This is a genomic window from Kosmotoga pacifica, from assembly GCF_001027025.1.
Classification (GTDB): domain Bacteria; phylum Thermotogota; class Thermotogae; order Petrotogales; family Kosmotogaceae; genus Kosmotoga_B; species Kosmotoga_B pacifica.
The window spans coordinates 225,886-251,083 of record NZ_CP011232.1 but is presented as its reverse complement, the minus strand read 5'-3'; the positions used below and the strand labels follow the sequence as shown (position 1 = coordinate 251,083).

At 40.9% G+C, this 25,198-nt stretch carries 23 protein-coding genes; 21 read left to right on the top strand and 2 right to left on the bottom strand.

Annotated elements, in window-relative coordinates:
• Entirely contained in the window at positions 1 to 1,131 is a 1,131-nt protein-coding gene (locus IX53_RS01210; RefSeq protein ID WP_047753799.1) for a citrate/2-methylcitrate synthase, read from the bottom strand.
• A 431-nt stretch (positions 1,132 to 1,562) separates the two neighbouring features.
• On the opposite strand from IX53_RS01210, the gene IX53_RS01205 reads away from it, so the two are divergent.
• From IX53_RS01205 to IX53_RS01145, 13 genes are all read left to right on the top strand, one after another.
• Positions 1,563 to 2,444, top strand: a complete 882-nt coding sequence (locus IX53_RS01205) for a 4Fe-4S binding protein (RefSeq protein WP_245612772.1) — start codon at positions 1,563 to 1,565, stop codon at positions 2,442 to 2,444.
• A 1-nt stretch (position 2,445) separates the two neighbouring features.
• Positions 2,446 to 3,081, top strand: a complete 636-nt coding sequence (locus tag IX53_RS01200) for a hypothetical protein (RefSeq protein WP_047753797.1) — start codon at positions 2,446 to 2,448, stop codon at positions 3,079 to 3,081.
• A gap of 1,020 nt (positions 3,082 to 4,101) precedes the next feature.
• Complete coding sequence (locus IX53_RS01195) at positions 4,102 to 4,623, top strand: GNAT family N-acetyltransferase (protein ID WP_047753796.1); 522 nt, start codon at positions 4,102 to 4,104, stop codon at positions 4,621 to 4,623.
• Between the two features lie 23 nt (positions 4,624 to 4,646).
• Positions 4,647 to 5,819: an MFS transporter gene (locus IX53_RS01190; RefSeq protein ID WP_082128428.1), complete on the top strand. Its 1,173-nt coding sequence runs from the start codon at positions 4,647 to 4,649 to the stop codon at positions 5,817 to 5,819.
• Positions 5,820 to 5,840: 21 nt separating this feature from the next.
• Positions 5,841 to 6,719 carry a hypothetical protein gene (locus IX53_RS01185; RefSeq protein WP_047753795.1) on the top strand — a complete coding sequence of 293 codons (879 nt, stop codon included), beginning with the start codon at positions 5,841 to 5,843 and terminating at the stop codon, positions 6,717 to 6,719.
• 67 nt (positions 6,720 to 6,786) lie between these two features.
• Positions 6,787 to 7,428: an HAD-IA family hydrolase gene (locus tag IX53_RS01180; protein WP_047753794.1), complete on the top strand. Its 642-nt coding sequence runs from the start codon at positions 6,787 to 6,789 to the stop codon at positions 7,426 to 7,428.
• Positions 7,429 to 7,827 (top strand): TolB family protein, encoded by a 399-nt coding sequence (locus tag IX53_RS01175; RefSeq protein WP_047753793.1) that lies wholly within the window; start codon positions 7,429 to 7,431, stop codon positions 7,825 to 7,827.
• The gene (locus IX53_RS01170) at positions 7,824 to 8,444 is read left to right on the top strand and encodes an NUDIX domain-containing protein (RefSeq protein WP_047753792.1); all 621 of its coding nucleotides are present in this window, start codon (positions 7,824 to 7,826) and stop codon (positions 8,442 to 8,444) included. The genes IX53_RS01175 and IX53_RS01170 overlap by 4 nt, the downstream gene beginning before the upstream one ends.
• Positions 8,445 to 8,489: 45 nt before the next feature.
• A complete protein-coding gene (locus tag IX53_RS01165) occupies positions 8,490 to 9,020 on the top strand; it encodes a GNAT family N-acetyltransferase (RefSeq protein ID WP_047753791.1) in 531 nt (176 codons plus the stop codon).
• A gap of 347 nt (positions 9,021 to 9,367) precedes the next feature.
• A complete protein-coding gene (locus tag IX53_RS01160; protein WP_047753790.1) occupies positions 9,368 to 10,477 on the top strand; it encodes an AAA family ATPase in 1,110 nt (369 codons plus the stop codon).
• A gap of 374 nt (positions 10,478 to 10,851) precedes the next feature.
• Positions 10,852 to 11,154 (top strand): hypothetical protein, encoded by a 303-nt coding sequence (locus IX53_RS01155; protein WP_179944396.1) that lies wholly within the window; start codon positions 10,852 to 10,854, stop codon positions 11,152 to 11,154.
• 538 nt (positions 11,155 to 11,692) lie between these two features.
• Positions 11,693 to 12,823, top strand: a complete 1,131-nt coding sequence (locus tag IX53_RS01150; protein ID WP_053001089.1) for an MFS transporter — start codon at positions 11,693 to 11,695, stop codon at positions 12,821 to 12,823.
• 164 nt (positions 12,824 to 12,987) lie between these two features.
• Entirely contained in the window at positions 12,988 to 13,761 is a 774-nt protein-coding gene (locus IX53_RS01145; protein ID WP_053001088.1) for a transglutaminase-like domain-containing protein, read from the top strand.
• A 452-nt stretch (positions 13,762 to 14,213) separates the two neighbouring features.
• On the opposite strand, the gene IX53_RS01140 is transcribed toward IX53_RS01145, so the two are convergent.
• A complete protein-coding gene (locus tag IX53_RS01140) occupies positions 14,214 to 14,567 on the bottom strand; it encodes a DUF3147 family protein (protein ID WP_047753789.1) in 354 nt (117 codons plus the stop codon).
• 485 nt (positions 14,568 to 15,052) lie between these two features.
• Here IX53_RS01140 and IX53_RS01135 point away from each other — a divergent pair, with 485 nt between their 5' ends.
• From IX53_RS01135 to IX53_RS10415, 8 genes are all read left to right on the top strand, one after another.
• The gene (locus IX53_RS01135; protein WP_047753788.1) at positions 15,053 to 16,735 is read left to right on the top strand and encodes an ABC transporter substrate-binding protein; all 1,683 of its coding nucleotides are present in this window, start codon (positions 15,053 to 15,055) and stop codon (positions 16,733 to 16,735) included.
• 77 nt (positions 16,736 to 16,812) lie between these two features.
• On the top strand, positions 16,813 to 17,805 hold the full coding sequence (locus tag IX53_RS01130) for an ABC transporter permease (protein WP_047753787.1): 993 nt from the start codon (positions 16,813 to 16,815) through the stop codon (positions 17,803 to 17,805).
• On the top strand, positions 17,802 to 18,650 hold the full coding sequence (locus tag IX53_RS01125; RefSeq protein WP_047753786.1) for an ABC transporter permease: 849 nt from the start codon (positions 17,802 to 17,804) through the stop codon (positions 18,648 to 18,650). Before IX53_RS01130 ends, IX53_RS01125 begins: the two co-directional genes overlap by 4 nt.
• Before the next feature lie 4 nt (positions 18,651 to 18,654).
• The gene (locus IX53_RS01120; protein ID WP_047753785.1) at positions 18,655 to 19,617 is read left to right on the top strand and encodes an ABC transporter ATP-binding protein; all 963 of its coding nucleotides are present in this window, start codon (positions 18,655 to 18,657) and stop codon (positions 19,615 to 19,617) included.
• Entirely contained in the window at positions 19,604 to 20,551 is a 948-nt protein-coding gene (locus IX53_RS01115) for an ABC transporter ATP-binding protein (protein WP_245612735.1), read from the top strand. Before IX53_RS01120 ends, IX53_RS01115 begins: the two co-directional genes overlap by 14 nt.
• Positions 20,544 to 21,905, top strand: coding sequence for a beta-galactosidase BgaS (gene bgaS, locus IX53_RS01110; RefSeq protein WP_179944395.1), 1,362 nt, complete (start codon positions 20,544 to 20,546; stop codon positions 21,903 to 21,905). The genes IX53_RS01115 and bgaS overlap by 8 nt, the downstream gene beginning before the upstream one ends.
• A 12-nt stretch (positions 21,906 to 21,917) precedes the next feature.
• Positions 21,918 to 22,919 (top strand): LacI family DNA-binding transcriptional regulator, encoded by a 1,002-nt coding sequence (locus IX53_RS01105; RefSeq protein ID WP_047753783.1) that lies wholly within the window; start codon positions 21,918 to 21,920, stop codon positions 22,917 to 22,919.
• Positions 22,920 to 22,945: 26 nt separating this feature from the next.
• The gene (locus tag IX53_RS10415; protein ID WP_053001087.1) at positions 22,946 to 24,778 is read left to right on the top strand and encodes a cellulase family glycosylhydrolase; all 1,833 of its coding nucleotides are present in this window, start codon (positions 22,946 to 22,948) and stop codon (positions 24,776 to 24,778) included.
• Positions 24,779 to 25,198: the final 420 nt, after the last annotated feature.

The window sequence follows — 25,198 nt, the reverse complement described above, 5'->3', positions numbered from 1 at the left end:
TTATTCCCTCGCTTCCAAAGGTATATACTCAGCGTTCATAGGGCCAATGTAAACGCCACACGGTCTTATTATCTTGTTGAATTTGTTGTATTCGATAATATGAGCTGTCCAACCTACTACACGTGCTATAGCAAATATAGTTGTGTAGATTTCCTTAGGAAATCCCAGCAACTTGTAAACTATCCCGGAATAAAGATCAACGTTTGGGAATATCTTTTTATGTGCGAGTTTTTCCACAACAACCTTTTCGAGCTTTTCGGTCACCGGGAAGTATTTAATATCATCCATTTTCGAAGAAAGCTTTCTTGCATATTCTCTCAAAACTTTGGATCTTGGATCATAAGTTTTGTACACTCTGTGACCAAATCCGGGAATCTTCCTCTTTTCCTTCAAAGCTTCTTCAACATAGCTTTCCACGTTCTCCGGAAGACCTATATCTTCTATCATATCTATCACTTTCTCATTGGCTCCCCCATGCAGAGCCCCTTTGAGAGCTCCTATTGCACCTGTGATCGAAGAATACATATCAGATAATGTTGAAGCAATTACCATAGCTGCAAAAGTGGAAGCATTCAGTCCTTGTTCCGCATGAAGAATGAATATTGAGTTCATGAGTTTTGAAATTTCCTCATCAGGTTTCTCACCAGTCATCATGTAATAAAAATTAGATGCGTGGTCCAATGTTTTATCAGGTGGTACAGGATTCAATCCTCTTGATAGTCTGTAGTGATATGAAACTATTGTTGGAAATTTGGCTGTTATTTTAGCCGCTTTCTGAATTTCATCGTGTGAACCCCGAGAATTCTCAAAAACACCAAATAATGAGACACAGCTTCTCAAAACATCCATCGGATGAGCTTCACGTGGAAATTTAACAATCCAATCTTCTATTTCAGAATGTATGTTCCGGTTATCTGACATAAACTTTATGAGATCATCCAATTCTTTCCTATTCGGTAGATAGCCAAACCATAACAAAAAGGCAACTTCTTCAAATGTTGCTTTTTCTGCGAGAATTTCCACAGGGATCCCTCTGTATATCAATCTTCCCTTCTCACCATTTATATGGCTCAAAGAGGTTTTTGCAACGGCCACATTTTCCAGGCCTTTGAAAATTTTGATGCCTTTCATATAACTCCCCACTTTCTTTTAGAGAAATCGGCACTTTAATACATCCAAAGTGCCTTTCCTTTCTGGTCTTCCACCACCGACTTGAAAAATTAGACAAAGGAGTCAAGAAAAATAAAAAACTTATCAAGGATGTATTGTGAGATATTTTATCACAATCAGAGTATTAATCATAAATAGCTGAAAGAACCCCGATTTATCGAATGAAAGTAAAAGAAGATCTCTTTTCTAAATATCCCATGATTAAAAAAGAACATATTTAGTTGCTCTTTGAGAGTACAACGATAAAACACCCCTTTTAGATGGTCGTTGCCAAGAAATTATGCGTGAGTAATGAAGACAAATGTTTTTTCTAAGCGTTCTCTAAAGTGGTTCTAAGCAAATTCTAAGCTTTGGACTTTAGACTACTTTCGGAGGTGATAATTTTGAAAAATATGAGGAGATTTTTTTTGATAGCACTTGTGATTTTTTTCGCTTTTATGCTTTTTGCTGATTCGTTTCCGAGCGATCTAGAATTCAACATCCCTGGAAATCAACAACAATCCCAAGTTCAAAAGCCTTCTTACTGGCGACATGACCTGCTGTGGAAAACTCTTGCTGTCGGTAGTCTTTCAGCAATTGGAATCTGGATTTCTCTGAGAAAGGCTTTCAAATACAGGAAGATTCTCATAATTGTATCCATAGCAATTCTTGGTTTCTTGTTTGGTGGCGTACTCTGCCCAATCTCAACGGTACAGAATGTGCTTTTTAAATATGAAACAGCCTATCTGTTGATGTTTTTAATTCCAATAGTTGTGAGTCTCATCTTTGGCAGGGTTTATTGTGGATATGTCTGTCCCTTTGGCGGAATGCAGGATCTGCTTTACATAAACAAATATAGCAAAAAGGTTCCTGATAAAGCTGATAAACTTTTTAAATACCTGAAATATATAATCCTTGCCATTGCTGTAATTGCAGCACTTTCTACAGGAAGAGTTTATAGCGATTTGACCCCATTTAAAAGTTTATTTACTTTTGATCTTGCAGTAACAGGGATTATCATAACCGTAGTATTTGCCATTCTGTCCATTTTCATTTACAGACCCTTCTGTAAATACTTTTGCCCCTATGGAGCTTTGATGGCTATTGCTTCAAAATTCAGCATTTTCAAAGTGAAGAAAAATGATAGTTGTGTTGACTGCAACCTATGTTTGAAAAAGTGTCCCATGAATGCTATGGAAGCGCCCGGTAAGATTTCTGGTGAATGCATAGTATGTGGTGAATGTTGTCATGCTTGTCCTAAAAATTCTTTAACAATTAAATCTGGAGGTGATTGACGTGAAAAAGGTATTTTTGCTTCTTGCTCTACTAGTATCGACATTTGCGCTTTCCTGTGTTTTCAACTTTGAACCAGAAGTGCTGTCCGGTAATGTGGGTGACATTGTGATCGTCAGAGTTGATGTGGAAAAAACTCATCGACGTTGCACCCTTGATTCAATGGATGACTATCATTTTGAGTTTGAGAACGTTCAGGTTCTGGGAGAAACTCCATGGAATCAAGTGGATGAATATAACTATCAGAAATGGTTTAAACTCTGTCTTTCAGAAGCAGGAGAAGGATTTGTTAAGATATGGAAAAACTGCACCAAAGAAGGTTATGACGAAGCCATATTGCCTATAACCATCTCTGAAAACGTTGAAGTGCTTGAAAAAATTCGTGAAGGAATTGTTCCTTTTGATACTCCTCTCAATGTGGAAAACCCCATGGTAGAAAGTTTTTACCAAAGCGAAGAAAAAACAATCGACAAAATAACTCTTAAGGATATTGAATTCGAACTTCCTATAGAGATTCATTTGAGTGAGGGAGACGTTTACGTTCTGTATTCTAAAGATTATATGTATCCGATAGCTGTTGCAGGAAGAGATTTCTTCTATAGATTTGATTACTATATTCTTAGTATGTCCCGGGAATAATTCCCGGGACTTTAAGTGCATTAGGTTATCTTTCCAACATCAATCCCGTTTGCCGTGGATTGTTTACCGTTGACCGTCTTCCGTCATTCGATAAGAGCCTCTTCTTGGAAAGGACGGGTTTGGGGTCTGGGGTGTAGAGATATTCGAGACCCGAGATTCGAGAGCCGGTGAGCACGCTGGCGCGTGGGTAAGCCCAGCTACACCAGGGATTAGCACTTCTTCGAAGTGGATATGCGTTCCTACGGAACGGCTATGCGCCTTCGGCGGAAAGAGCTTTGTCATAAACCAGCTCAAAGAGCCGCAGGCCCGCAACGTAGGAGCGCTTGTCCACACGAAGTGTGCATATCCTGACAGAGTCATCAAATCGCTTGTTCTTTCGGACTCTCGGATTCTCGCTCTCTCGGTTTTTTCGCACAACCAACAACCCACAACCTACAACGGTTTTTATTGCCGCGCAGCGGCTCTCTCGGTTCTCGATTGTCACCTACAACCAACAACCTACCACCCACAACGGTTTCTAAGCCTCTGCCTCTTAAGCATCAAAGTACCTCTCCCCCCGAAAGCTTTTTATTAATTAGCTTACAGAATTTTGCTGCTTTTTTTGTCTTTAGATATGAGATAATTTTGAACAAGATTTTATTTTTTTGAATTACTCACTTGATTTTTTTAAGCATTAATGATATATTTCCTATAAATATTTTGGAATGTAAATTATTAGGTTATCTTTTACACGGCTTTACGTATTTTATTCGACAACATTTTTCCTCTTGATAACTTTTGCTTTGAATGATTTTAATGCAACGGAAAAACAAGAGCGTAGATTACGCAAGGAGCTTGGTGGAGTTCCTATGAAAAGAATCAAGATTTTTTCAGCAGTGACGTAAGTGTTGTGCATTCCACATCTCTCCCGAAGAATACAATCACTTTGCTTAATGCTCTGTTTCCCAATTGTTGGCACTTTTCACGAAGTGAAAGTTGGACGTTTAAATCATAAATTGAACTTGGTAGGAGGGGATGAGGATGATATTAAAAGGTGGAAAAGTTGTACTTAGACCTTTGGAGGTAGAAGACGCTCAAACTATTGTCTCACTGATTAACGACGCAGAATTCAGACAGTACCTGACTCTGGCTTTCCCGATAAACAAATTCATGGAAGAGGACTGGATAAAAAAACATTCGTCATCCTCAAACGAAGTCAACCTTGCGATAACTGCTGATGGCGAATTAATTGGCACTACTGGATACGATATAGACTGGGTGAACAGGTGGGCTGAATTCGGTATAGGCATATTCAACAAAAAATTCTGGGGAAAAGGATACGGTACAGAGGCTACAAAGCTCATGTTAAAGTATGCCTTCCATAGACTCAACCTGAATCGAGTGTATCTCCGGGTTTTAGAATACAATGAACGTGCAATCCGGGTGTACGAAAAATGCGGTTTTGTTTTAGAAGGCAGACAGAGACAGGCCGCTTTTTGGGATGGGAAATATCACGACATTCTTATGATGAGTATCCTTGCTGAAGAGTATTTCAAATCTTGAGTTAGGTAGGGGAGGGAAAACGGTTGGTTAAAAGGAATCTTGTTGTTTATCCTCTTTACAGGTTTTTCATGAATATGCTCATAATAGGGCCAATCCTGGTCCCTTTTATGCTCTTCAAGGGATTGAGCTACTCTCAAATTATGCTGCTTCAGTCCATAGCAGCTATATCGGTGTTTGTGTTTGAAGTTCCTACTGGTGCCATTGCAGATAAGTTTTCAAGGAAATTTTCGCTTTTCCTTTCAGGGATATTTATGGCGACCGGAATACTGCTTTATATACTTTTCAGAAATTTTTATGTTTTTGCTCTGGCAGAAATATTATTTGGGCTTGGTTTGACTCTGTCCAGTGGGGCTGATTCGGCTCTTTTGTTTGAGAGCTTGAAGAAGATTGGAAAAAATGAAGAGTATCAACGTAGGGAAGGAAATGCCGCATCATATATCTTCATTGGGCAGGCGGCAGGTTCTGTTCTGAGTGGATTCCTTTACAAGTACAATCATTTTCTCCCATTCTGGATCAGCTTTGGGAATCTTTTGGTCGCGTCTCTGGTAGCTCTGACATTTATCGAAGTGGAACGTGAGAAGAGTGAACACAGGTACGTAACCCATATACTCAAAAGTTTTAATGTGATCCTCAAGTCGCCGCGCATATTGTGGGCTGTGTGTTTTGCAGCGTTGATGGGCTTCATTGTGAGAGTTGGTTACTGGATGTATCAACCCTATTTTGCACAGGTGGACCTGGATATCGCATGGTATGGGGTAATTTTCTTCTTTTTCAATATGGTTGCAGCTTTCAGTTCTCACTTTCTTGTCAGGCGTTATTCAGATGAAAGACCCAGACGGGTATTACTTGGCCTGAGTACCCTCATGGCACTGAGCTTCATCTTACCCATAATATTTGTGGCAAAATGGGCGATAGCTTTGCTGGCGCTTCAGCAGATTGTGAGAGGGTTGTACAGACCAACGATGAATTTCTATATAAACCACCAGATCCAGGACAAATATAGGGCAACGGTGATATCCACAGTAAGCCTTGTTGCAAACTTGAGCTTTGCGATTCTTTCGCCCGTTGTTGGAATCATGCTGGATAAAAAGGGAACGATACCAAGTTATCTATTTGTGGGAATTGTTGCCGCTTCAGGAACACTGGCATTGTATTTGTTGAGGAAAAAACAAAAGTCCAGAAAAGCAAGTGCATAAGAGTTTTTGGAGGTGTTTTAAGTGAAAAAACTCAATCTTATCCTCTGCATTCTTGTGTTGTTTATGATAGTCTTCAACGGTATATTTCTGTACAGGAACTGGAATTTGTACCAAGACCTATCTAGAATAGTTGAGACTAATTCTGCAAAGCTGGAATCAACACTGGGCACTATGCATCATTTGGTAAACGTGATTTTAGGAAAGATCCAGTCATTGGATTCTGATAACGTTCTGGACAATCGGGTCACGGGAACCGAATTCAAACTTCGGGAATTTAACGAGGAGCAGGTAATACTGAACTGTTATTTGTCGCTTTCAAGAGTGAACAAGGGAGAAAAGGTTTATCTTGTTCTTCACGAAGGAGGGAATAACGAGTATCAGAGGATAGAGCTCACAAAACTGGAAGGAGCTTTTTATAACGTGGAATTGTTTCTATCACCCGAAAAAACATACAAATATCAGGTTGTCTTTGAAAAAGACGGAGCTATTACATCGAGCCAAGAACTTAGGATTCCAGAGCAATATTACAAGCCCCAGACCTTTAGAGTAACACCGAGACTTGTAATAAACAGCACAAAACGTGAAAAGATACCCGAACTCGAATTTGAACTTAGCCTGAGTACTAAAGCCTATTTTGAAGAAATTCAGGCAAAAGCGGCTAAAATAGTTGTATACGAAGGCGAGACAAAGGTAAAGGAACTTCCTTTTAATATTCTCAACGCTGATTATGGTTCACATTTAATCTCGTTTAAACTCAATGAAGGAGATATAGAAAGATATGATTTCTATCTTCAGGTCGAATACAAAGGTGGGTTGGAAAAGCGGGAAAAAATAAACGATGAAAAAAATCCCGAATGGGCTGCAGTGTTGAATCAATACGAGTGGTATTTCAAAGACTAATTTATGACTGGGAACGGGTGGCAGATACCATTTAATTACCCGCGACTGAATAGAAGGTGAATTGAATATGTTTAAAAACACCATCTGGGATTTTGACGGTACTTTGTGCAATACCTATCCTTCCATTGTCAGGTCAATAAAGGAAGCGTTGGAAAGCTTTGGCTATAAGGTGGTCGAAGAAGAAATTTTCTGGAATGTGAAGAAAACGCTGGGCTATGCTCTTGATTATTACGGGAAAAAGTTTGGGCTGGGTAAAGCTCTGGAGGAAAAGTTTGAAGAACTTTCAAAGAAAATTTCACCGACAGAGCGACCTCTGTATGATTACACCAGGGAGATCTGTGAGCTCATCATCGAGCGTGGCGGGATGAACTTCATCATAACGCACCGAGATTTAGAATCCACCCTCAAGATTACGGATTACTACGGAATAACAGAGCTTTTTACAGAGATTGTGACCAGAGACCACGGTTTTGCAAGAAAACCTGATCCCGAAGCATTCAGTTATGTTGTTGAAAAGTACAGTCTCAAGAGAAAAGACACTCTGGCAATCGGTGATCGTGCTCTTGACATCATCGCTGCTAAAAATTGCGGAATCAAGACTTGCTATTTCAACGAATTTGGCGTTTCAATCGATGCTGAATCGGACATTGAAATTACATCTTTCAAGGAACTATATGAGCTCATTAAAAACGAGGGGAAGGGGAAATGAATGGAAAACAGGCATTTCACAATTGAAGAGACGGTTTCATTACCCTTGTTTAGAAGATTAAGTATAAATCCTGCGAGTAATAGGGTAGCTTACGATAAAATAAATGCCGATTGGGATGATAATGAATTTCGAAGCCAGGTATGGGTGTATGATGCGGAAAAAGATTACTCTTATCCAATAACTGACTTCAAAACAGAGAGCTCGATGCCTTCATGGTCTCCGGATTCAAAAACACTCGCGTATCTTTCAAACGCTGGAAAAAACGGTGAGAAAAGGAGGCAGATTTTTATCAAACGTTCCCTTGAAGAGACGACAATTCAGATAACGAACGCGCCTGATGGAGTAGATTCTTACAAGTGGTCTCCAGAAACGAAGTTTGTAGGAGGAAAAGAAATTTGAAACTGGATGATCTCATCCCTTGCGATGCTGAAAAAGGTGCGGGGCTGCTAATAAAAGTCGGTTCGCACTACATTTTTCAGGTGTCCGGTGAAAAACATAGTGTTCCCAATGGAGAAAGGTTCTTTTCCGGAATAGGAGGGCATGTCGAAGCAGGTGAAAGTTTTGTTGAGGCTGCCCTTCGTGAGGCAAAAGAAGAGATCGGTACCGAAGTTGAATTGCTCAATTCGGAAAAGACCTATTACCTTAAATATACCGGACAGATCATCGAATTATCTCTCGATGAAAAGATAACGCCCCTGATGATATACGAAATGATTCACCCCGAAGGCACTCCAAAGGTGGGGCAATTATATTACATAGTGATATTCGTTGCAGAGCTCAAAAGGGAAATAGGCAAGTTAAACTCACAAGAGGTAAGCGCAATTCTCGGCCTGAAAAAAGAACAAATAGCGAAGTACGTAGATAAAAAGACGTCGATTGAAAGGATACTGGAACAAGGTGGAGTGGTTCTTCGTGGGAAAATAAGTGCCAGTACCAAACTCTTTCCGCTTGGTACCGCGGCGGCTTTTGGAAAAGTTCTCAGATTTCTTTCAATCAGACGCTCGATCGAGATTTAGAAATCCCTTAGTACATATCGAAAGTACAAAAAGGGAGAGAAAAGCGTGATATTGAAAAAGGTTAATCACAAAGAATTGGAAGATAGGATAGTAACCTTTGAATACGAAAGTAACTATTACTATGATATCGAAGTCAGGAAAGAAACCGATGGCTGGAAGATATCCTTGAAATTAAAGAGATTCAAAGAACCGTTCAGAAAAGTACACATGGAAAAACTCATAGACTATTACAAAAAAGACACCTTGATTTATGTGGCCGAGGTTGACGGAAAAGAAGCAGGAATCATACAATTCGGTGGTATCTGGGACGGTTCAGTGAGGATATGGGATATCTATGTCTGGAAAGAATTCAAAAGAATGGGGATTGGCACAGCCCTTATGAGGAAAGCTGAAGAGATCGCCAGTTCGTGGGGAGCAAGAAGATTGGTTCTCGAAACTCAGACATCAAATTATGTCGCTATAAAATTCTACGAAAGTTGTGGCTTCCAGCTTTGTGGTTTTGATCTATCCAGCTATTCAAACACAGACGTTGAAAAACACGAAGTAAGATTGGAAATGGAAAAAAAGCTAAGGTAATGAATGCCGTTTCTTGCCTACCGTTTTTCGTTGTCGGTTGTACGTTGTGGGTTGTTCGTTTCTTTTTCCTTCTAAACCCTAGACCCCAGACCCTATACCCGATCTTTCCAAGAAGAGGCTCTTATCGGATGACGGAAGACGGATAACGGTAAACGGCTCTTCACGAAGTCAGCATATCGCGTGTTCTCTCGGCTCTCGGATCCCGAATCTCGATTTCACGTACAACCTACAACCCACAACCTACAACGTTCTCTAAGCCTCTGCCTTGCTACAACAAAATATATGTTATAATCAATGTGGTTTGAGTAACTCAAGGTACATTTAGTAATAAATAAGGGGATGAGTCAATGTATTTTGAACTACCACCTAAGTACGAGAGAAAAAATCTCTACAACAGAGAGAAGGAACTCGAGGAACTTCACAAAGCTTTGGAACATAATAGAATTATTCTTATTCAAGGACTCAGGCGAATAGGGAAAACTTCTCTTATTCAGGTGTTTTTGAATGAACAAAAGAATCCGTTCATCTTTCTTGATGCAAGAAAATACGTATATGATAACCGATTCTTCGACAAAGCAAGTTTCAACAAAGAGCTTATCAATAAAACCAAAGAGATAATAAAGAAATATGGGCTAAGGAAGATATTGTCCAGAGTTTCGAAAGTGTCCATTGGAGGAACAGAAATACAACTCACCAATAGCACCAAAAAAGAAGCCTCTTTTGTGGATATACTCACGACTTTAAATGCCAAATTTAAAGAGACAGACAAAAAACTGATAATTGCGATTGACGAGGCCCAGAATTTAAGATTCTACGGGAAAGGTGGATACGACATACTGAACCTATTAGCTCATTCATATGACAATTTACTGAACGTAGTTTTCATTCTAACAGGTTCTGAGGTGGGATTACTTCATGATTTTTTGAAGGTAGAAGATCCCAACCAGCCATTATTTGGAAGGTACATGCACGAAATCACCCTCGAAAGATTTGAAAGGGAAGAATCTATAAACTTTCTTCTGGAAGGTTTCAAACAAATAGGAATAGAACCCGACATAAAAGAAATCGAAAATGCTGTCAACGAACTTGATGGAATAGTTGGCTACCTGGCTATATATGGATTCACCGTTTATGAAAGTGGAGAATGGCAAAATGCCCTTGAAAAAACTAAAAATCAGGCTGTGAGATTAGTAAAAAATGAGTTGCAAAATTTAGCGAACCGTTCGAGTAATTATTTGAAAGTGCTTGAAGCTATTGCTTTTGGTATGGATAAATTCTCAAAAATAAAAAAATATATAACCGCCAACTTCAGTGCTATTAACGATCAAACCTTGACAAATATCCTCTCCGGACTAGTAAAAAGCGGGTTTGTGGAGATTAAATATATCAAGGCAACAAAGCAATATTACATCCCGGACCCAATAGTAAAATCCGCATCCTTACAGCTGAAAACCTAATTGCTATAGGCAATCTCTGAGTTCGAAGTGCAACATCTCCCAGTTCTGCACGTAAGGGGCTCCTGGCATCAACCACGCTACAGTTTGCCCATCTTGATGAAGTCAGATATATCCCTGGCGAAGCTAGGCTTACCCTCAGCGCAGCCGGGCTCACCAGTCTCGTTCTTCCGGTTCTCGATTTTTCTAATCTCCAATCTCCAACATCCAATCTCGCTCTTCTGCGCTTATCGGACAACGAAAAACGAACAACGATAAACGGCTCTTCGCGTTTTTCTCGGTTCTCGGATTTCGAATCTCGGTTCTCGTTTATTGGATTTTTACGTACAACCTACAACCGACAACGGGATTTATCAACTGCAAAGTAGTTAATTGGCATGATTTTACTTGCGAATGCCTTTGAAAACAAGCTCTATATTGACGGTGAGGTTCCAACGTCTATCAGCGAACTTGGAAGAGACATTGATACGGATAGCTATGGTATCGCGTATTATATAACTACCCCGGGGCAGTACGATGTTATTGTGTACACCAAGGAAGATGCCGACTTTACCATTGTTAAGAATATATTGAGTGATGCATGGAATGGACCAATGCCTTCTTGTTTTCAGGTGCTAGATGGTTCTGCTGACACAAATGACGTAACAGTATGGTACGAATTTATTTTCACAATTTATTGATTATTTCAGATAACCAAAAGCCTCCCACCATAAGGGAGGCTTTTTTAGTTATCTAGCAATTCTCTAGATTTCCTGTAACCGATTCTTGTACTGCTTACCTGTCATCCTGAACTTGATTAGGATCTCGTCTGAAGCGCAAGGAACGTGTGCTGATTCTGGAATTGCCTTCGGCTATGATGCTTGTTCTCGCTCCGCTCGAGAAGTGTTTTTCAACTTCGTTCAAGAAGTGAATTTTGCTTTGCAAAAGAAGCTATTTTTAATTTAGGTTTTGACATCTTCGCTTCCGTGGTGTAGCCACATTCACTTCAATGGCTTTAGCCATTTTCACTTCGTTGATGAAGTCAATCTTGCTTCTATGGCGAAGCCATACACACTTCATTTGCGTTAGCAAATCCCGCTTCATTCACGTCAGCGAATTTCGCTTCTGCGCCAGAGGCGCATTCGCTTCGTCGACACCACTGCAAAGTAGCGAGCCTGGACATAAGCCATCCAATAGGTCTATAATCTTGCTAGACGTACATTTTTAGGAGAGTTTGATTTGTTTATCTGGGATTTTATCTTTGAAGCACTTACATATTCCAGCTTCGCTACAAGAAACATGCTTGGCCAATTCTTTGATATCGCAGGGTTCAGTCCTGTGGAGATTGGCTATTTAATGGCTATGCTTCCCCTTATTGCATTGATTTCAAATCCATTCTGGTTTAGAGCGGGATCGAGGATTTCGGATAAAAAAGCCTTCATAATTATTTCAGTTATTTCAGGCTTTTTATTCTGGCTGATATATATTACGAAGAATTTCGTTCTTGGCCTCGTTTCAATCGCTGTATTTTCCTTTTTCTTCTCGGCGGTTGTTCCCCTTGGTGATTCTTTAATGATGGCTTCCATAAAGAAGCATGGTGGTACTTTCGATAAAATCAGACTCTTCGGCACCATAGGCTTTTCCGTCACAGCGCTGCTTTTGAGTTATCTGGTGAAATGGGGTTTTATCTGGTATTTTATAGTCGCCTCAATCACTCTTTTCATTGCTCCTGTTGTGATAAATATAAAAAGAAAGAACAATATGAAAACACAAAAAAAGCCAAAAACAGTGTTTATAAGAAATGGAAACCTGTTTACCTTTGTTCTTATGACCGTTGGAATGATATTTGGCGTAACTCTTGTAAGCTTTCACAACACCTTTTTTCCTGTATTATCTCGAGAAATGGGCTATGATAAATCGGTTGTAGGCCTTGTCTTTTCCTTCATGGCGATTACAGAGCTTCCTTTTCTATTCTTCGCAGAAAAGATCATAAAGAAGCTTGGAAATTTCAGCGTCCTTGTAATTGGTATGCTGGTAAGTGCCTTGAGAGTTGTGCTGGTTACCTATGCCACGGGATTGGTGCCTTTATTGCTGACCCAGGCACTTCACGGGCTCACATACATCTTGATGTATTACGCTCTTTTTAACTATATACATTTTAGATTGCCCGAGAAATACCTAACCAATGCCCAAAGCCTTTTCTGGTTAACAAGTTCGGGATTGACATATATTCTTGGTTCAATTATCGGTGGTTATCTCATAGAGTACTTTCAAACTGTGCCAAGCTTTAGGATTATGGGCTATACGGGTTCTATAGTAGCCGGAATAGTCATGGCATTTTTCTTTATATTTAGACGAAAGACAGCATGATTCTCGGTTTTCAATTGGTCACGAACACCCCACAACTGATAACCAAATCAAGTGTGTAGCTACGCATGGTTTTGGCTGCAAAATAGATTTAGCGTAAACTTGTGCTCTTGTAGTGAGGATGCTATGCTTTCGATGCGATAGATTCTAAAAAGGGGGTAAATCGTTTGCTGGAATGGGATTATAAAGAAGTTGTTTCTCTTCCTGAGATGAAAATGGATGATCCCAACAGTTCGAAAATGAGAGAACTCAGGGAGAAGTATCATCTTGATGAAGTGGCGGCTTGTGTCCAGAGTGATTATGAGAAGTTAAGACGTTTGATGAAATGGGTTCACGATAGGTGGGAGCACAACGGGAATAATGAACCATCCAGGGAAGACCCTTTAACTATACTTGAAGAGGCCTTAACAGGAAAGAGTTTCAGATGCGTAGAGTACGCCATTGTAGCTGCTGCAGTTGCGAGGTCTATGAGTTTCCCAGCAAGAGTTCTTGGGCTCATGAGAAAAGATGTGGAAACAGCCACCTCTGGAGCTGGACACGTGGCTGTTGAGGTGTGGATGGATGAGTATAAAAAATGGGTGTTTCTCGATCCGCAATGGGATGTTATTCCAGAACTTGATGGGATTCCGCTTAATGCAGTGGAATTTCAGGTAGCTATTGCTGATAATAGAAGCAGATTGAAACTTATCGGCTCACCCGGAACCGAGAAAAGTGTATATTTGAAGTGGATAACTTCCTATCTGTATTATTTTAACTATCGGGTTGATCAAAGGTTTTTCACGGAAGAGGAAAAGAAAAGCGGACTCAAGATAATGCTGATTCCAAAGGGAGCCAACCCCCCGCGTGTGTTTCAGAGACGGTATCCAATAGGGGAGTATATTGGTATTTCAAATCCGAAACTATTTTATCCAGATATGTTCTCTCAATACCAGAAAAAATAAGCATGTTCAGCTTAGTATTATTCGCAAAGCGAAGAAAATGGGGACAGTCTACTACGGTACAGTCCCCATTTTCTTATCCCGCCGCAGGAGTTCGCACCTGTTCTCACTTTCTCGGATTTCAGCTTTCAGGGTTTTCTATACCCTAGACCCCAGACCCTATACCCGCTCTTTTCAAAAGGGTGTTCTTCCCGTACATACAACCCACAACCTACAACGTTTTTTCTGTGAGCAAAGCCAGCATATCCACTGTGGAAGGAAAATTTCTCGTCCTCTCGAATTCTCGCCTTCTTGCTCCCTCGGTTCCCGGATCTCTGTTTTCCTCCACACCCCAGACCCTATACCCCAAACCCGTCCTTTCCAGGGAAAGGCACTTATCAGATGATGGAAAACGGTAAACGGTGGACGATTAACGGCATCAACGACACAATCGCTTCAATCTAAAAAAATCACGATCATTTCCCAAATCTCTTGAGTATCAGAAACCAAAGGGCATAAGCGCTTGAAGTAAGAGTGCCTGAAATCAGAAGGCTAATATAAAAACTTTTCATCCATCTGAGAAATATAGGCATAGCGATGAAAAACACTAGCGACGGAATGACCATGAGGAAGATATCGCGCGATAGAGTTGAAATGAGTTCTGTGTCGCGTTTTTCAAGATAGAGCCAGATCATTGCCAGTATTGAAGTCAAAGGCAAAGAGGCTAATACACCGGCTATCAAAGAATACCTTTTCGCAACTTCAGAAATCAAAAAAACCAGCACAGCCGTTATCATTATCTTTATTACAGAATACAATACTGAATTCATGTTATCACTCCTGTTCTTCAGCTTGAGCGATGTTTTCACATTTCTTGTTCATGTTGACAAGTATTTGTTCTTATTTTATTATATTTCATTTTTACGATTTCAGCCGCCTTAACAGCATTATCGAAGGTAATCCAATTAGTGATAAAGAAACCAATTGAAGGAGCAAAAAAAGATATTACCGTTCTGAAAGAGTTGCTAGAAGAAGAAATAAGAACACACCAACAATTTTTAGTTATGGTCCTATAAAAAACCAGTATCATTTTCATACATTTTCATAAAGCCGCACTGAAATCGGAAATCCGCAAGAGAAAATGTTGAATAATCAATCCACAATATCTCGCTATTTAAAGCAAATATCCAGATATCACACTGCTCAGACAGGAGGTGGCCAACAATGAAAATAATCAAAGATTGTATGAAAATGTTTTCATAGTACTATGAAGTTGTCCCTTACGGGGAATCGTTTTATGGGGAGGTGTATTTATATGAGAAAGTACCATTGGGGGTTCATACTCATCGTTGTACTTCTTCTTGGGAGTACCATTTTTGCCGTCACTTACAAGAGAAATGAGACGCTATACGCTGGCGGTGGGCTTTGGGCTCCACCGAACAACTGGAATCCCATAACGCCCTGGAGTGCCGTTACTGGAACTGTCGGTCTAGTCTATGAAACTCTTTATCTCTACGATCCGTTATCTGACGAAATGATACCGTGGCTCGCAAAAAATGGTGAATGGCTTACTCTTAAAACCTTCGAGCTCAAAATCAGGAAAGGCATTCGCTGGACAGACGGTGGTATTTTCAATGCAGATGATGTAAAGTTCACTTTCGAGCTGGCAAAGAAATACCCTGAGATTTATTACAGCTCTATTTGGAAATGGCTTGACAGCATTGAAAAGAAAGATGACTACACTCTATTGTTCCACTTCTCTGAACCCCTTTATCACGAATGGGCCGTTAACCTGTACCAGATTCCTATGATTCCAAAGCATTTATGGGAAAACCGCTCCAAAGATGAAATTTTGGCTGGAGCAAATGAAAAACCCATTGGAACCGGGGCCTATCTCGCTGAAACCCATGATCAAGACAGGATGGTCTATTTAAAGAATGCCACATGGTGGGCAACTGATCTCTTAGGAATCGAGCCATCTCCAAAGAGGATCGTTTACCTTAGAGTGCTCAGCAATAATGTGGCTCTGGGCATGATTATCAAAGGTGAGCTGGACATAAGTAATTTCTTCCTTCCTGGAATTCCGACTATCAAGAAATTCTACGGAATCCATACCTGGTTCGATGGTGAACCATACATGCTCTCAGACAACACCGCTTTCCTTTTCCTCAACACCACGAAAAAACCTATGGATGATGCAAATTTCAGAAAAGCCGTTGCATACGCTATAAATTCCGAAGAGATCGTAGAAAAGGTTTTTGAAAAGCAGGTGCTTCCTTCGAATCCTCTCGGATTTTTACCAATAGACGCCTGGATGAAGTACTACGACGAAACTGTTGTTAATAAATACGGTTTCAAATATGATCCTGCTACAGCTAAAAAGCTTCTCGAAAATGCTGGATATAAAGATGTAAATGGCGATGGATTTGTTGAAGCTCCAGATGGTTCAAAGATCGAACTTTCCATCATCGTTCCCTTTGGATGGACTGACTGGATGGAATCGATCAAGATCATTGCAAATCACCTGCAAAAAGTCGGAATCAACGCTCAAGCAAAATTCCCTGATTTCGGCAAATATCAAGATGAACTCTACAGTGGAACTTTCGACATGGCAATTAATAACTTCGGAAGCAACCTCAGTGTAAGTGTATGGACTTTCTACAATTGGCTGTTCTATCGGCTTACTGGAGAACTTCAAACCAGTGGAAACTTTGGAAGATACAGCAACCCCGAAGTATTCGATCTCTTAGACCAATTCAATAGGACTCCCTTTGATGACGTCGAAAATGGAAGAAAGATCGTATCGAAGATGGAAGAAATCTTCCTCAAAGAAATGCCAGCGATACCTTTGTGGTTTAATGGAATGTGGTTCCAGGCCAGTGAAGCCGCGTGGACCTATTGGCCAGGAGAAAATGGTCCGCAGAATTACCCATGTACCTGGGGTGGAAGATGGCAACTCGGCGGACTCATGATGCTTACTAACCTTAAGAGTAAATAGTAACCCTGATTATCTTTTCCCCGTCCGCACTATGGGGACGGGGATTTTTTAAATAGCTGAATTCGGGAGGAAATACGGTGGGAAAATATCTCAAAAGGAAGATTATTATTTATCTTTTAACATTCTTCTTTGCGGTTACTATTGACTGGATGATTCCAAGATTTATGCCAGGTGATCCCATAAGGACCTTGCTAGCCCGTACCATGTCGAGGGCCGAGTCTATGGAGCTTGTATACAACTATTACAACAAAGTCTTTGGCTTAGACCTTCCTCTATGGAAACAGTACGCTAATTTCTGGGGCTCACTGTTCAAAGGTGATCTAGGAATAAGCGTATATCTGTTTCCAAGTCCAGTGCTTGACGTAATTAAAAAGGCAGTTCCTTATGATATTCTTCTTTTAATTCCAGCGATATTGTTCAGTTGGTATGCAGGCAATAAATTTGGTGCTTTCGCTGCTCGACGTAAGAAACTGGACAACACCGTTTTGCCTATTTGGTATATCTTAACTGCAACACCTTACATGTGGCTTGGAATCCTTTTAGCCTGGCTCTTTGGGGTTGTCTTAGGTGCGCTTCCTATTGCCGGGGCTTACAGTTTTTCAATATCACCCAGTTTTACATGGGAGTTCATCTGGGACTATCTCAAGCACTGGTTCTTACCATTCCTTTCATTGTTCATGGTTCAACTCGGTGGTTGGGCAATTGGTATGAGAAACATGATCATATATGAACTGGAGGCCGATTATTCCAGATATCTCGAGGCAATGGGAGCATCAAAAAAACTCATAAGGAAATATGCCTTCAGAAACGCCGTACTTCCTCAGATAACAGGACTTGCCTTGCAATTGGGTGTGATCGTTGCTGGAGCCCTGGCAACTGAAGTAGTTTTTTCTTACCCGGGGATAGGGTATCTCATTCTTCAAGCGATTCTCAACGGTGATTATTTCCTCATACAAGGTTGTTTTCTTTTTATAATTCTCGGTGTTTTGCTCGCAAACTTCGTTATCGATATAATCTATGTAATTGTTGACCCAAGAGTTAGAAAAGGAATGAGTGGTGAAACTACATGAAAATAAAGAATGAATTTCTTTTCTTCGCTTTAAGAAATGTCAGGTTGAGAATAGGAATCACCATAGTATCAATATTTGTATTGTTGGCCATTTTTGGTCCATACTTGACCAAATACGGTCCTCTGGATTATGCCGGTCCCGGTTATCACCCGCCTTCAGCAGAATACTGGTTTGGAACAACAACTTTCGGCCAGGATGTTTTTTCACAATTAGTCAACGGTTTAAGATCAACCTTCATGGTGGGGCTTGTTGGCGGTGGTTTAGCTACATTTTTAGGTCTCCTTATAGGATTTGTTTCAGGATATCGCGGGGGATTTTTCGATGAGATATTGATGATGATCACAAACATCATCCTCGTAATCCCAACGATGGCACTTCTCATTATCCTTGCTTCGTATCTGACTTATCGTGGTGTGTTCATGGAAAGTCTTTTCATAGGATTTACCGCCTGGCCATGGACAGCGAGAGCTGTCAGGTCGCAAACCCTCTCTTTGAGAACCAGAGAGTTCGTAAACCTGGCTCGAATAACTGGAATGAAACCCTTGAAGATAATAATTACTGAAATAATGCCCAATATGATGTCTTACGTTTTTATGGTTTTCATACTTCAATTCGGTGGTGCCATATTGACGGCAGCAACCCTGGACTTTATCGGTCTTGGGCCCACCCAGGGAATTTCTCTGGGGTTAATGATGCAACAAGCTGTTCTCTGGAATGCGATACAGCTCGGAATGTGGTGGTGGGCAATACCGCCAGGATTGGCGATAACAGCCATCGTCGGAGCCTTATATTTTATGAACACAGGATTGGATGAGGTATTCAATCCAAAGCTCAGGGAGATGTGATGGTATGTCGTTGGAAATTGAGAATCTGAGAATTTACTATCAGACACTCAGAGGAGATGTCAAGGCGGTCGATAACCTGTCTTTCAAAGTCGAAAACGGTGAAATAATGGGCCTTGCCGGTGAATCTGGATGTGGGAAATCTACCTTGAGCAATTCTCTGATTTTATTAAAACCTCCAATGAAATACGTTTCCGGAAATGTCACAATAGACGATGAACCTCTTCCTATCCACGATTTCAAAGGAATGAACAAATTCAGATACAAAAAGGTATCTATAATTCCCCAGTACGCTATGAACGCACTCAACCCAACCCAAAAAATCGGAAAACTGATCTCAGATCTTCTTGAAAACCATGGAACGAGCTTTTCCACAATGGAAAAGGAAATCAAAGAAAGATTTAAAATCGTTGAACTGAAAGAAGCCGTTCTTGATATGTACCCCATGGAGCTTTCAGGTGGAATGAAGCAAAGAGTGGTAATGGTAATCTCAACGTTGTTGAATCCCTCGCTTCTTCTTGCGGATGAAATAACTTCCGCTCTGGATGTCTCAACCCAAAAAGCAGTTTCTAGAATGATTGTTGAGTTCAGAAATAGAGGGTTCGTTAAAAGCGTCATATTCGTAACCCACGACGTGTCAGTGCTTTACCAAATCGCTGACAGCATAATGATCATGTACGCAGGAAAACAAGTGGAGCGAGCATCTACTGAAACAATTGTAAAAAAACCGCTTCACCCATACACGAAACTTCTGATCTCCTCACTTCCTGAAGTGGGAATAAAATACTCTGAAAATCCCCTGAAAGGAATTCCAGGGAATCCTCCAGAGCTACTGACTCCTCCTAATGGTTGTAGATTTAGAAGCAGATGCCCTCTGGCATACGAAAAATGCATGGAAGAACCTCCCCTAGTGGAAGTTATGCCAAATCATTACGTTGCATGCTGGAAGGTGGAGAATGCTAATGATTGAGTTGAGAAATGTTTCCAAGGTTTATAGCCTCGGGGTTTTTGGCGCAAAAAAACTCACTGCTGTTGATGATGTTTCCTTTTCAATAAACAACGGAGAAATTGTTTCTCTGATAGGTGAAAGTGGAAGTGGAAAGACCACCATAGGGAGGATGATACTCCGGCTCATCTCTATAACCAATGGGGAGATACATTTCAATGGACAAAACATCACCAATCTGAAGGGAAAAGAGCTGAAAGAGTATTACTTCAAAGTTCAGGGGGTATTTCAAGATCCTTTTTCATCTTTCAATCCAATCTTTAAGGCAGACCGGGTGTTCAGTCTATTGAAAAGTGAATTCTTTCCAAAACTGCCGGAAAGTCAATGGCAGGAAAAAGTGATAAACTCCCTTGAATCTGTGGGATTAAATCCAAGAACTGTACTGAATAAATTTCCACATCAGCTAAGCGGCGGACAACTTCAAAGGATGCTTATAGCCAGAGCGCTTTTACTGGACAGCAAACTACTCGTTGCAGACGAAATCATAAGTATGTTAGACGCCTCAACTAGAATCGATGTGTTGAACATTCTCGCTGAATTGAAAAAGAGAGGTCTTTCCATTTTATTCATAACCCACGATCTTTCCCTGGGTTACTACGTAAGTGACAAAAGTATAATACTTTATAGAGGTTCCATATTGGAGATGGGGAAAACGGAGCTCGTGTTCAGTAATCCTCTTCACCCCTACACCCGCATGCTTTTAGAGTCTGTTCCCAGACTCGATAAAAAATGGGAAAGCTTTGAGATACCCGAACGAAGTATCACAGGTTTTTTTGAAAACAACAGATGCAAATATTACGATCGATGTCTCCATGCCACAGATGAATGCAAAAAGCAAGAATTAATAGAAGCAGAACCAAATCATTATGTTGCCTGCTGGAGGTGGAATAATGTTTGACAAAGAGTTTCTCTTCGGAGCCTCAATATCGGGTTTCCAATTTGAGATGGGAGGTAAAATTATCGATCCCAATACCGATTGGTTCAAATGGGTACACGATAAATACATTCAGGAAAGTGGAATAGTGAGTGGCCACCTTCCTGAAGATGGACCCAACTACTGGGAACATTACCCGGAAGTTCATGATCTGGCAGTTAAAGGCAATTTCAATGCTTTGAGGATAGGGATCGAATGGTCAAGGATTTTTCCAAGGGAAACCTTTGAAGCTAAAACCCTTGAGGATATGGAAAAACTCGCTGACAAACAGGCTATTTCACATTATCGAGGGATTCTTGAAGACATTAAAAGCAAAGGGATGAAGCTAATGCTCAATCTCAATCACTTCACCCTTCCTCTCTGGCTGCACGATCCAATAAAAGTCAATCGATACGGCGACTTTTCCCAGAGCGGCTGGCTCGACGACAGAAGTCCGGTCGAATTCGCTAAGTTCGCCGCCTTCATCGTCAGGGAATTCGATTCGTTAGTAGATTACTGGTCAACTATGAACGAGCCAAATGTCGTCGCCAACCTCGGATATTTCCAGAGAGAATCAGGATTTCCTCCTTCCATCATAAGACCTGAATTATGGAGGAAAGCTTTGGAAAATGAGATAAAAGCTCATAATCTTGCTTATAAGGAAATGAAAAAATTCACCAGCAAACCGGTGGGAATCATATACGCCTCCAACTGGGTGGATGGAGACGAAAGTCGCGAAGATGCCATGAATCTACTTAGCTGGTATTTTATGGATTCGATAAGAGAAAATATGGATTTCGTTGGAATAAATTATTATTCAAGAATTCGAGTCGTAAAGCGCAACGAGATCCTGGAAGGTGAAGGCTTTAAAATCACATGGAAAACGCTTCCGGGGTACGGCTTCGCGTGTATGCCAAATGGAACATCCAGGAGCGGACTTCCCGTTAGCGACACTGGCTGGGAAGTCTATCCAAAAGGTCTTTATGAGATAACGAAAGCAGTATGTGAAAGATACGGAAAACCCGTTTATATAACGGAAAATGGAATAGCGGATGGAAAAGATTCCCTCAGACCTTATTATTTGATTTCTCATCTGTGGAGCATCGAAAAATTGCTGGAGGAAGGTTACGATGTCAGAGGTTATTTTCACTGGTCGTTAATTGACAATTATGAGTGGGCAAAGGGATTCACCATGAGATTTGGTTTAGTTCATGTGAACTACGCTGAAAAGAGTTTCACACCCAGACCGAGCTTCCTGCTTTACAGTGAGATAATAAAAGAGAGAACCACCGAGAAGTATAAGGAATTCATTAAATACCCTCATGCCTTGGTGGAATAGGGGGATGGCACCGTGGTAACGATAAAAGATGTGGCCAAAGAAGCTGGGGTCTCGATAGCCACAGTTTCAAGGGTAATAAATGGCACAACCCGGGTCTCGGAAGAAAAGAGAAAAAGGGTTCTTAAAGCCATGCAGAAATTGGGGTACCACCCAACGCCTCGTTATGGTAAAAATGGTCAGCTTTTGAGAACAATAGGCGTGATTGTTCCAAATTTGGGAGCATACCATTATCCAGATATTCTATCAAGCATCTACGAAACCGCATTCAGTAACGGCTTCGACATAATGGTAGCTTTAGCCAGAGACAAGCCCATTCGAGAAAAAGAAATTCTCGACGAATACTTCAACAGAAAAGTTGACGGTGTTTTAATCTGCACATTGAAGTGCGATGAGCATTTCATCCAGAGGTTTATCGACAGCGGGACCCCGGTTGTTGCGGTTGATCATCCAGTTGAAGAAGTGAATATAGACTCTGTCAACATAGACAACGTAATGGGTGCTTATGGAGTGATCAGGTATTTGCACAAGAAAAAAGGACATAAGAAAATTCTGCATATCCGTGGCGCTCTTAACGTTTACGCTACACGGGACAGAGAGAGAGGTATCAGGAGATATTTACAGAAGCACAAAGGAGTCGAAGTTATAATGAGTAAAATAGCCGGGTTCGAACCGGAACACGGTTACAAAGCTGTTCTAGATCATATCACTCCATCAACGGATATCACCGCGATTTTCTGTGTCAACGATTACGTGGCTTTAGGAGCGATACATGCCTTGAATGAGCTGGGACTCAAAGTTCCAGAGGATATATCCGTTATAGGTTTTGACGACTCACCCTTTGCTTCTTTTACCGTTCCACCACTAACCACGGTATCCCAACCCAGAGAAGAGATGGGAGCTCTGGCAGCTCAGCTACTTATCGAGAGATTGAACTCGCAAAAGAGAAGTGTTTACAGAAACATTGTTCTGCCAACAAAAATTGTTGAAAGAAGCTCCGTCATAAGCTTGATATAATCTCCGAAATAAATGGAGGTACTGAAATGGATTACGTATTAGGAGTAAATTACTGGTCGAGAAGTGGTTCCATATTCATGTGGGAAGACGAATACTGGAATCCAAAAATTGTCGAAGAAGAAATAATACAAATGAAAGAGCTAAAAATGAATGTCTGTCGCTTTTTTATTCTCAGCCCCAGCTTTATGCCGAAACCTAATTCTCTGAGTAACAGACATATGGAGAGATTAGAGGCCTTTTTAAGCCTTTGTGAAAAACATGACCTAAAAACCATTCCAACATTCATAGTCGGCCATATGTCCGGCGAAAACTGGGATTTTAGTTTCAGAGAAGGAAGGGATCTGTACACCGATCCTTTCATGCTGGAACAACAGAGGTTCCTCATTTCAGAAATAGTAAAAAGAATAAAGGATTCTCCAGCTATATGGGGATATTTACTCACGAATGAAATGCCTTTGTATGGTGGAAAATCTACTCCCGACTCCGTAATAAGCTGGGCAAAAAAGCTCATAAAAGCAATTAAAACCATTGATCCACACAGGCCCGTGGGAACTGGTGATGGGTGTTGGAACGTTTTCGGAGGAAATAATGGGTTTGATCTTCTTGAACTTTCAAAGCTCGTGGACTTTTTCGGGCCACATATGTACGTTCCCGAAACCGATCCATACAGACACAGTGTACTTACGGAATTTATCATAAACTTTCTAAAATGGTATGGACTGCCCGTGATAATGGAAGAATTTGGCGCTTCTTCAAGCCACGCTGCTGATGAAAACATTGCACTTTATTATAGAGAAGTGTTCTTTAACACCCTACTTACAGGTGGAAAAGGAAATCTTGGGTGGTGCTTAAACGACTTCGACTACTCGTATTTGAGACCATATTCACACCATCCATTTGAACTTCTCTTTGGTATCTTCGATGCAGATGGAAAACCCAAGCCTGTGGCTCTAGAATTTCCAAAATTCAGTGATTTTCTGGAGGAAATAGGAGATCTCGACCCTCTCGACAACCAGGCCGCTATTTTGATACCTTCGCATTACAACAAAGAATATCCCTTTGCTAAAACCGACCATTATGAAATGGTGTCTCAGATGCTACAATCCACGGTTTTAGCTGCAAAGGCTGGATTCGGTGTAGACTTCATCTTTGAAGATGACCTTTCAAATCTAAAGAAATACAAACTGTTGATAATCCCATGTGCTCGAAGATTGCTCGCGGAGACTTCAGAAATGTTGGTGCGTTTTGCGAAAGACGGTGGCAATGTTTATCTGAGTTATTACTCAGGCAGTGATTTCTCTCATCCCGGGATATGGCTTCATAATTTCGAAGAACTCACAGGATGTCGTCACACTCTCAAATACGGGCTCCCAAATACACTGCCTGAAAAAGTTTCTATTAACTTTTTCAACAACACCTGGGAGCTGATAACACATTACAGTCCTACGTTATGGGAAAAGGCCTTTATTCCAATCAGAAAAGTGAGCGATAACGCTGAAATTATAAACCTTTCAGAAGAACTAAAACTCATTGAGTATAAAATAGGTAAAGGAATGATCGTTTCCCTGAACTTCCCTCTGGAGCACATACTTGCCAAAACTCCTATGATAAATCTAACGGACTCTTCTCATCTGCTATACAGGTATATCGCTTCGCAAGCTGAGCTTGAGCTATATTATACAGATAACCCACTTGTAAGATTGAGACCATTCAAAAAGGGCGGACAGATAATGGTAATGCTTTACAACGTTTCGTGGGAAGAAGAAACGGTAAATTCAATAAAAGCACCGATTGAACTTGAGATTAAAGAACGTCTCAAACCAAAAGAATTTAAGGTTTTGAGAGATTTGAGTTTCTGAATCGAGAACCGGGGACCGAGATCCGAGAAAAACTGTTGTGGGTGGTAGGTTGTTGGTTGTAGGTGACAATCGAGAACCGAGAGAGCCGCTGCGCGGCAATAAAAACCGTTGTCGGTTGTTGGTTGTTGGTTGTGCGAAAAAACCGAGAGAGTGAGATTCTAGAAGAACCGGACGCTTGTGGGGACTGTCAGCTAATGGAGCGATGCTTGCAGAAGCTGAAGCTCTTATCTGTTAACGGAAAACGGATAACGGCAAACGGCTCTTCACGAAGTCAGCATATCACGTGTTCTCAGTCTTTCGGTTCTCTCGCTTCCCAAAAGGTTTTTATCGGTCAACGAAAAACGAACAACGGAAAGCGGTTCTTTCGAATATCTCTACACCCTAGACCCCAGACCCTAAACCTTAGACCCGCTCTTCCCA

What these genes read in the sequence shown, in the direction of transcription:
- bgaS (WP_179944395.1), top strand. Translation starts at nt 20,544, where the DNA reads ATGTTTGACAAAGAGTTTCTCTTCGGAGCCTCAATATCGGGTTTCCAA.
- IX53_RS01115 (WP_245612735.1), top strand. Translation starts at nt 19,604, where the DNA reads ATGCTAATGATTGAGTTGAGAAATGTTTCCAAGGTTTATAGCCTCGGG.
- IX53_RS01205 (WP_245612772.1), top strand. Translation starts at nt 1,563, where the DNA reads ATGAGGAGATTTTTTTTGATAGCACTTGTGATTTTTTTCGCTTTTATG.
- IX53_RS01125 (WP_047753786.1), top strand. Translation starts at nt 17,802, where the DNA reads ATGAAAATAAAGAATGAATTTCTTTTCTTCGCTTTAAGAAATGTCAGG.
- IX53_RS01160 (WP_047753790.1), top strand. Translation starts at nt 9,368, where the DNA reads ATGTATTTTGAACTACCACCTAAGTACGAGAGAAAAAATCTCTACAAC.
- IX53_RS01135 (WP_047753788.1), top strand. Translation starts at nt 15,053, where the DNA reads ATGAGAAAGTACCATTGGGGGTTCATACTCATCGTTGTACTTCTTCTT.
- IX53_RS01140 (WP_047753789.1), bottom strand. Translation starts at nt 14,567, where the DNA reads ATGAATTCAGTATTGTATTCTGTAATAAAGATAATGATAACGGCTGTG.
- IX53_RS01210 (WP_047753799.1), bottom strand. Translation starts at nt 1,131, where the DNA reads ATGAAAGGCATCAAAATTTTCAAAGGCCTGGAAAATGTGGCCGTTGCA.
- IX53_RS10415 (WP_053001087.1), top strand. Translation starts at nt 22,946, where the DNA reads ATGGATTACGTATTAGGAGTAAATTACTGGTCGAGAAGTGGTTCCATA.
- IX53_RS01175 (WP_047753793.1), top strand. Translation starts at nt 7,429, where the DNA reads ATGGAAAACAGGCATTTCACAATTGAAGAGACGGTTTCATTACCCTTG.
- IX53_RS01195 (WP_047753796.1), top strand. Translation starts at nt 4,102, where the DNA reads ATGATATTAAAAGGTGGAAAAGTTGTACTTAGACCTTTGGAGGTAGAA.
- IX53_RS01120 (WP_047753785.1), top strand. Translation starts at nt 18,655, where the DNA reads ATGTCGTTGGAAATTGAGAATCTGAGAATTTACTATCAGACACTCAGA.
- IX53_RS01180 (WP_047753794.1), top strand. Translation starts at nt 6,787, where the DNA reads ATGTTTAAAAACACCATCTGGGATTTTGACGGTACTTTGTGCAATACC.
- IX53_RS01155 (WP_179944396.1), top strand. Translation starts at nt 10,852, where the DNA reads ATGATTTTACTTGCGAATGCCTTTGAAAACAAGCTCTATATTGACGGT.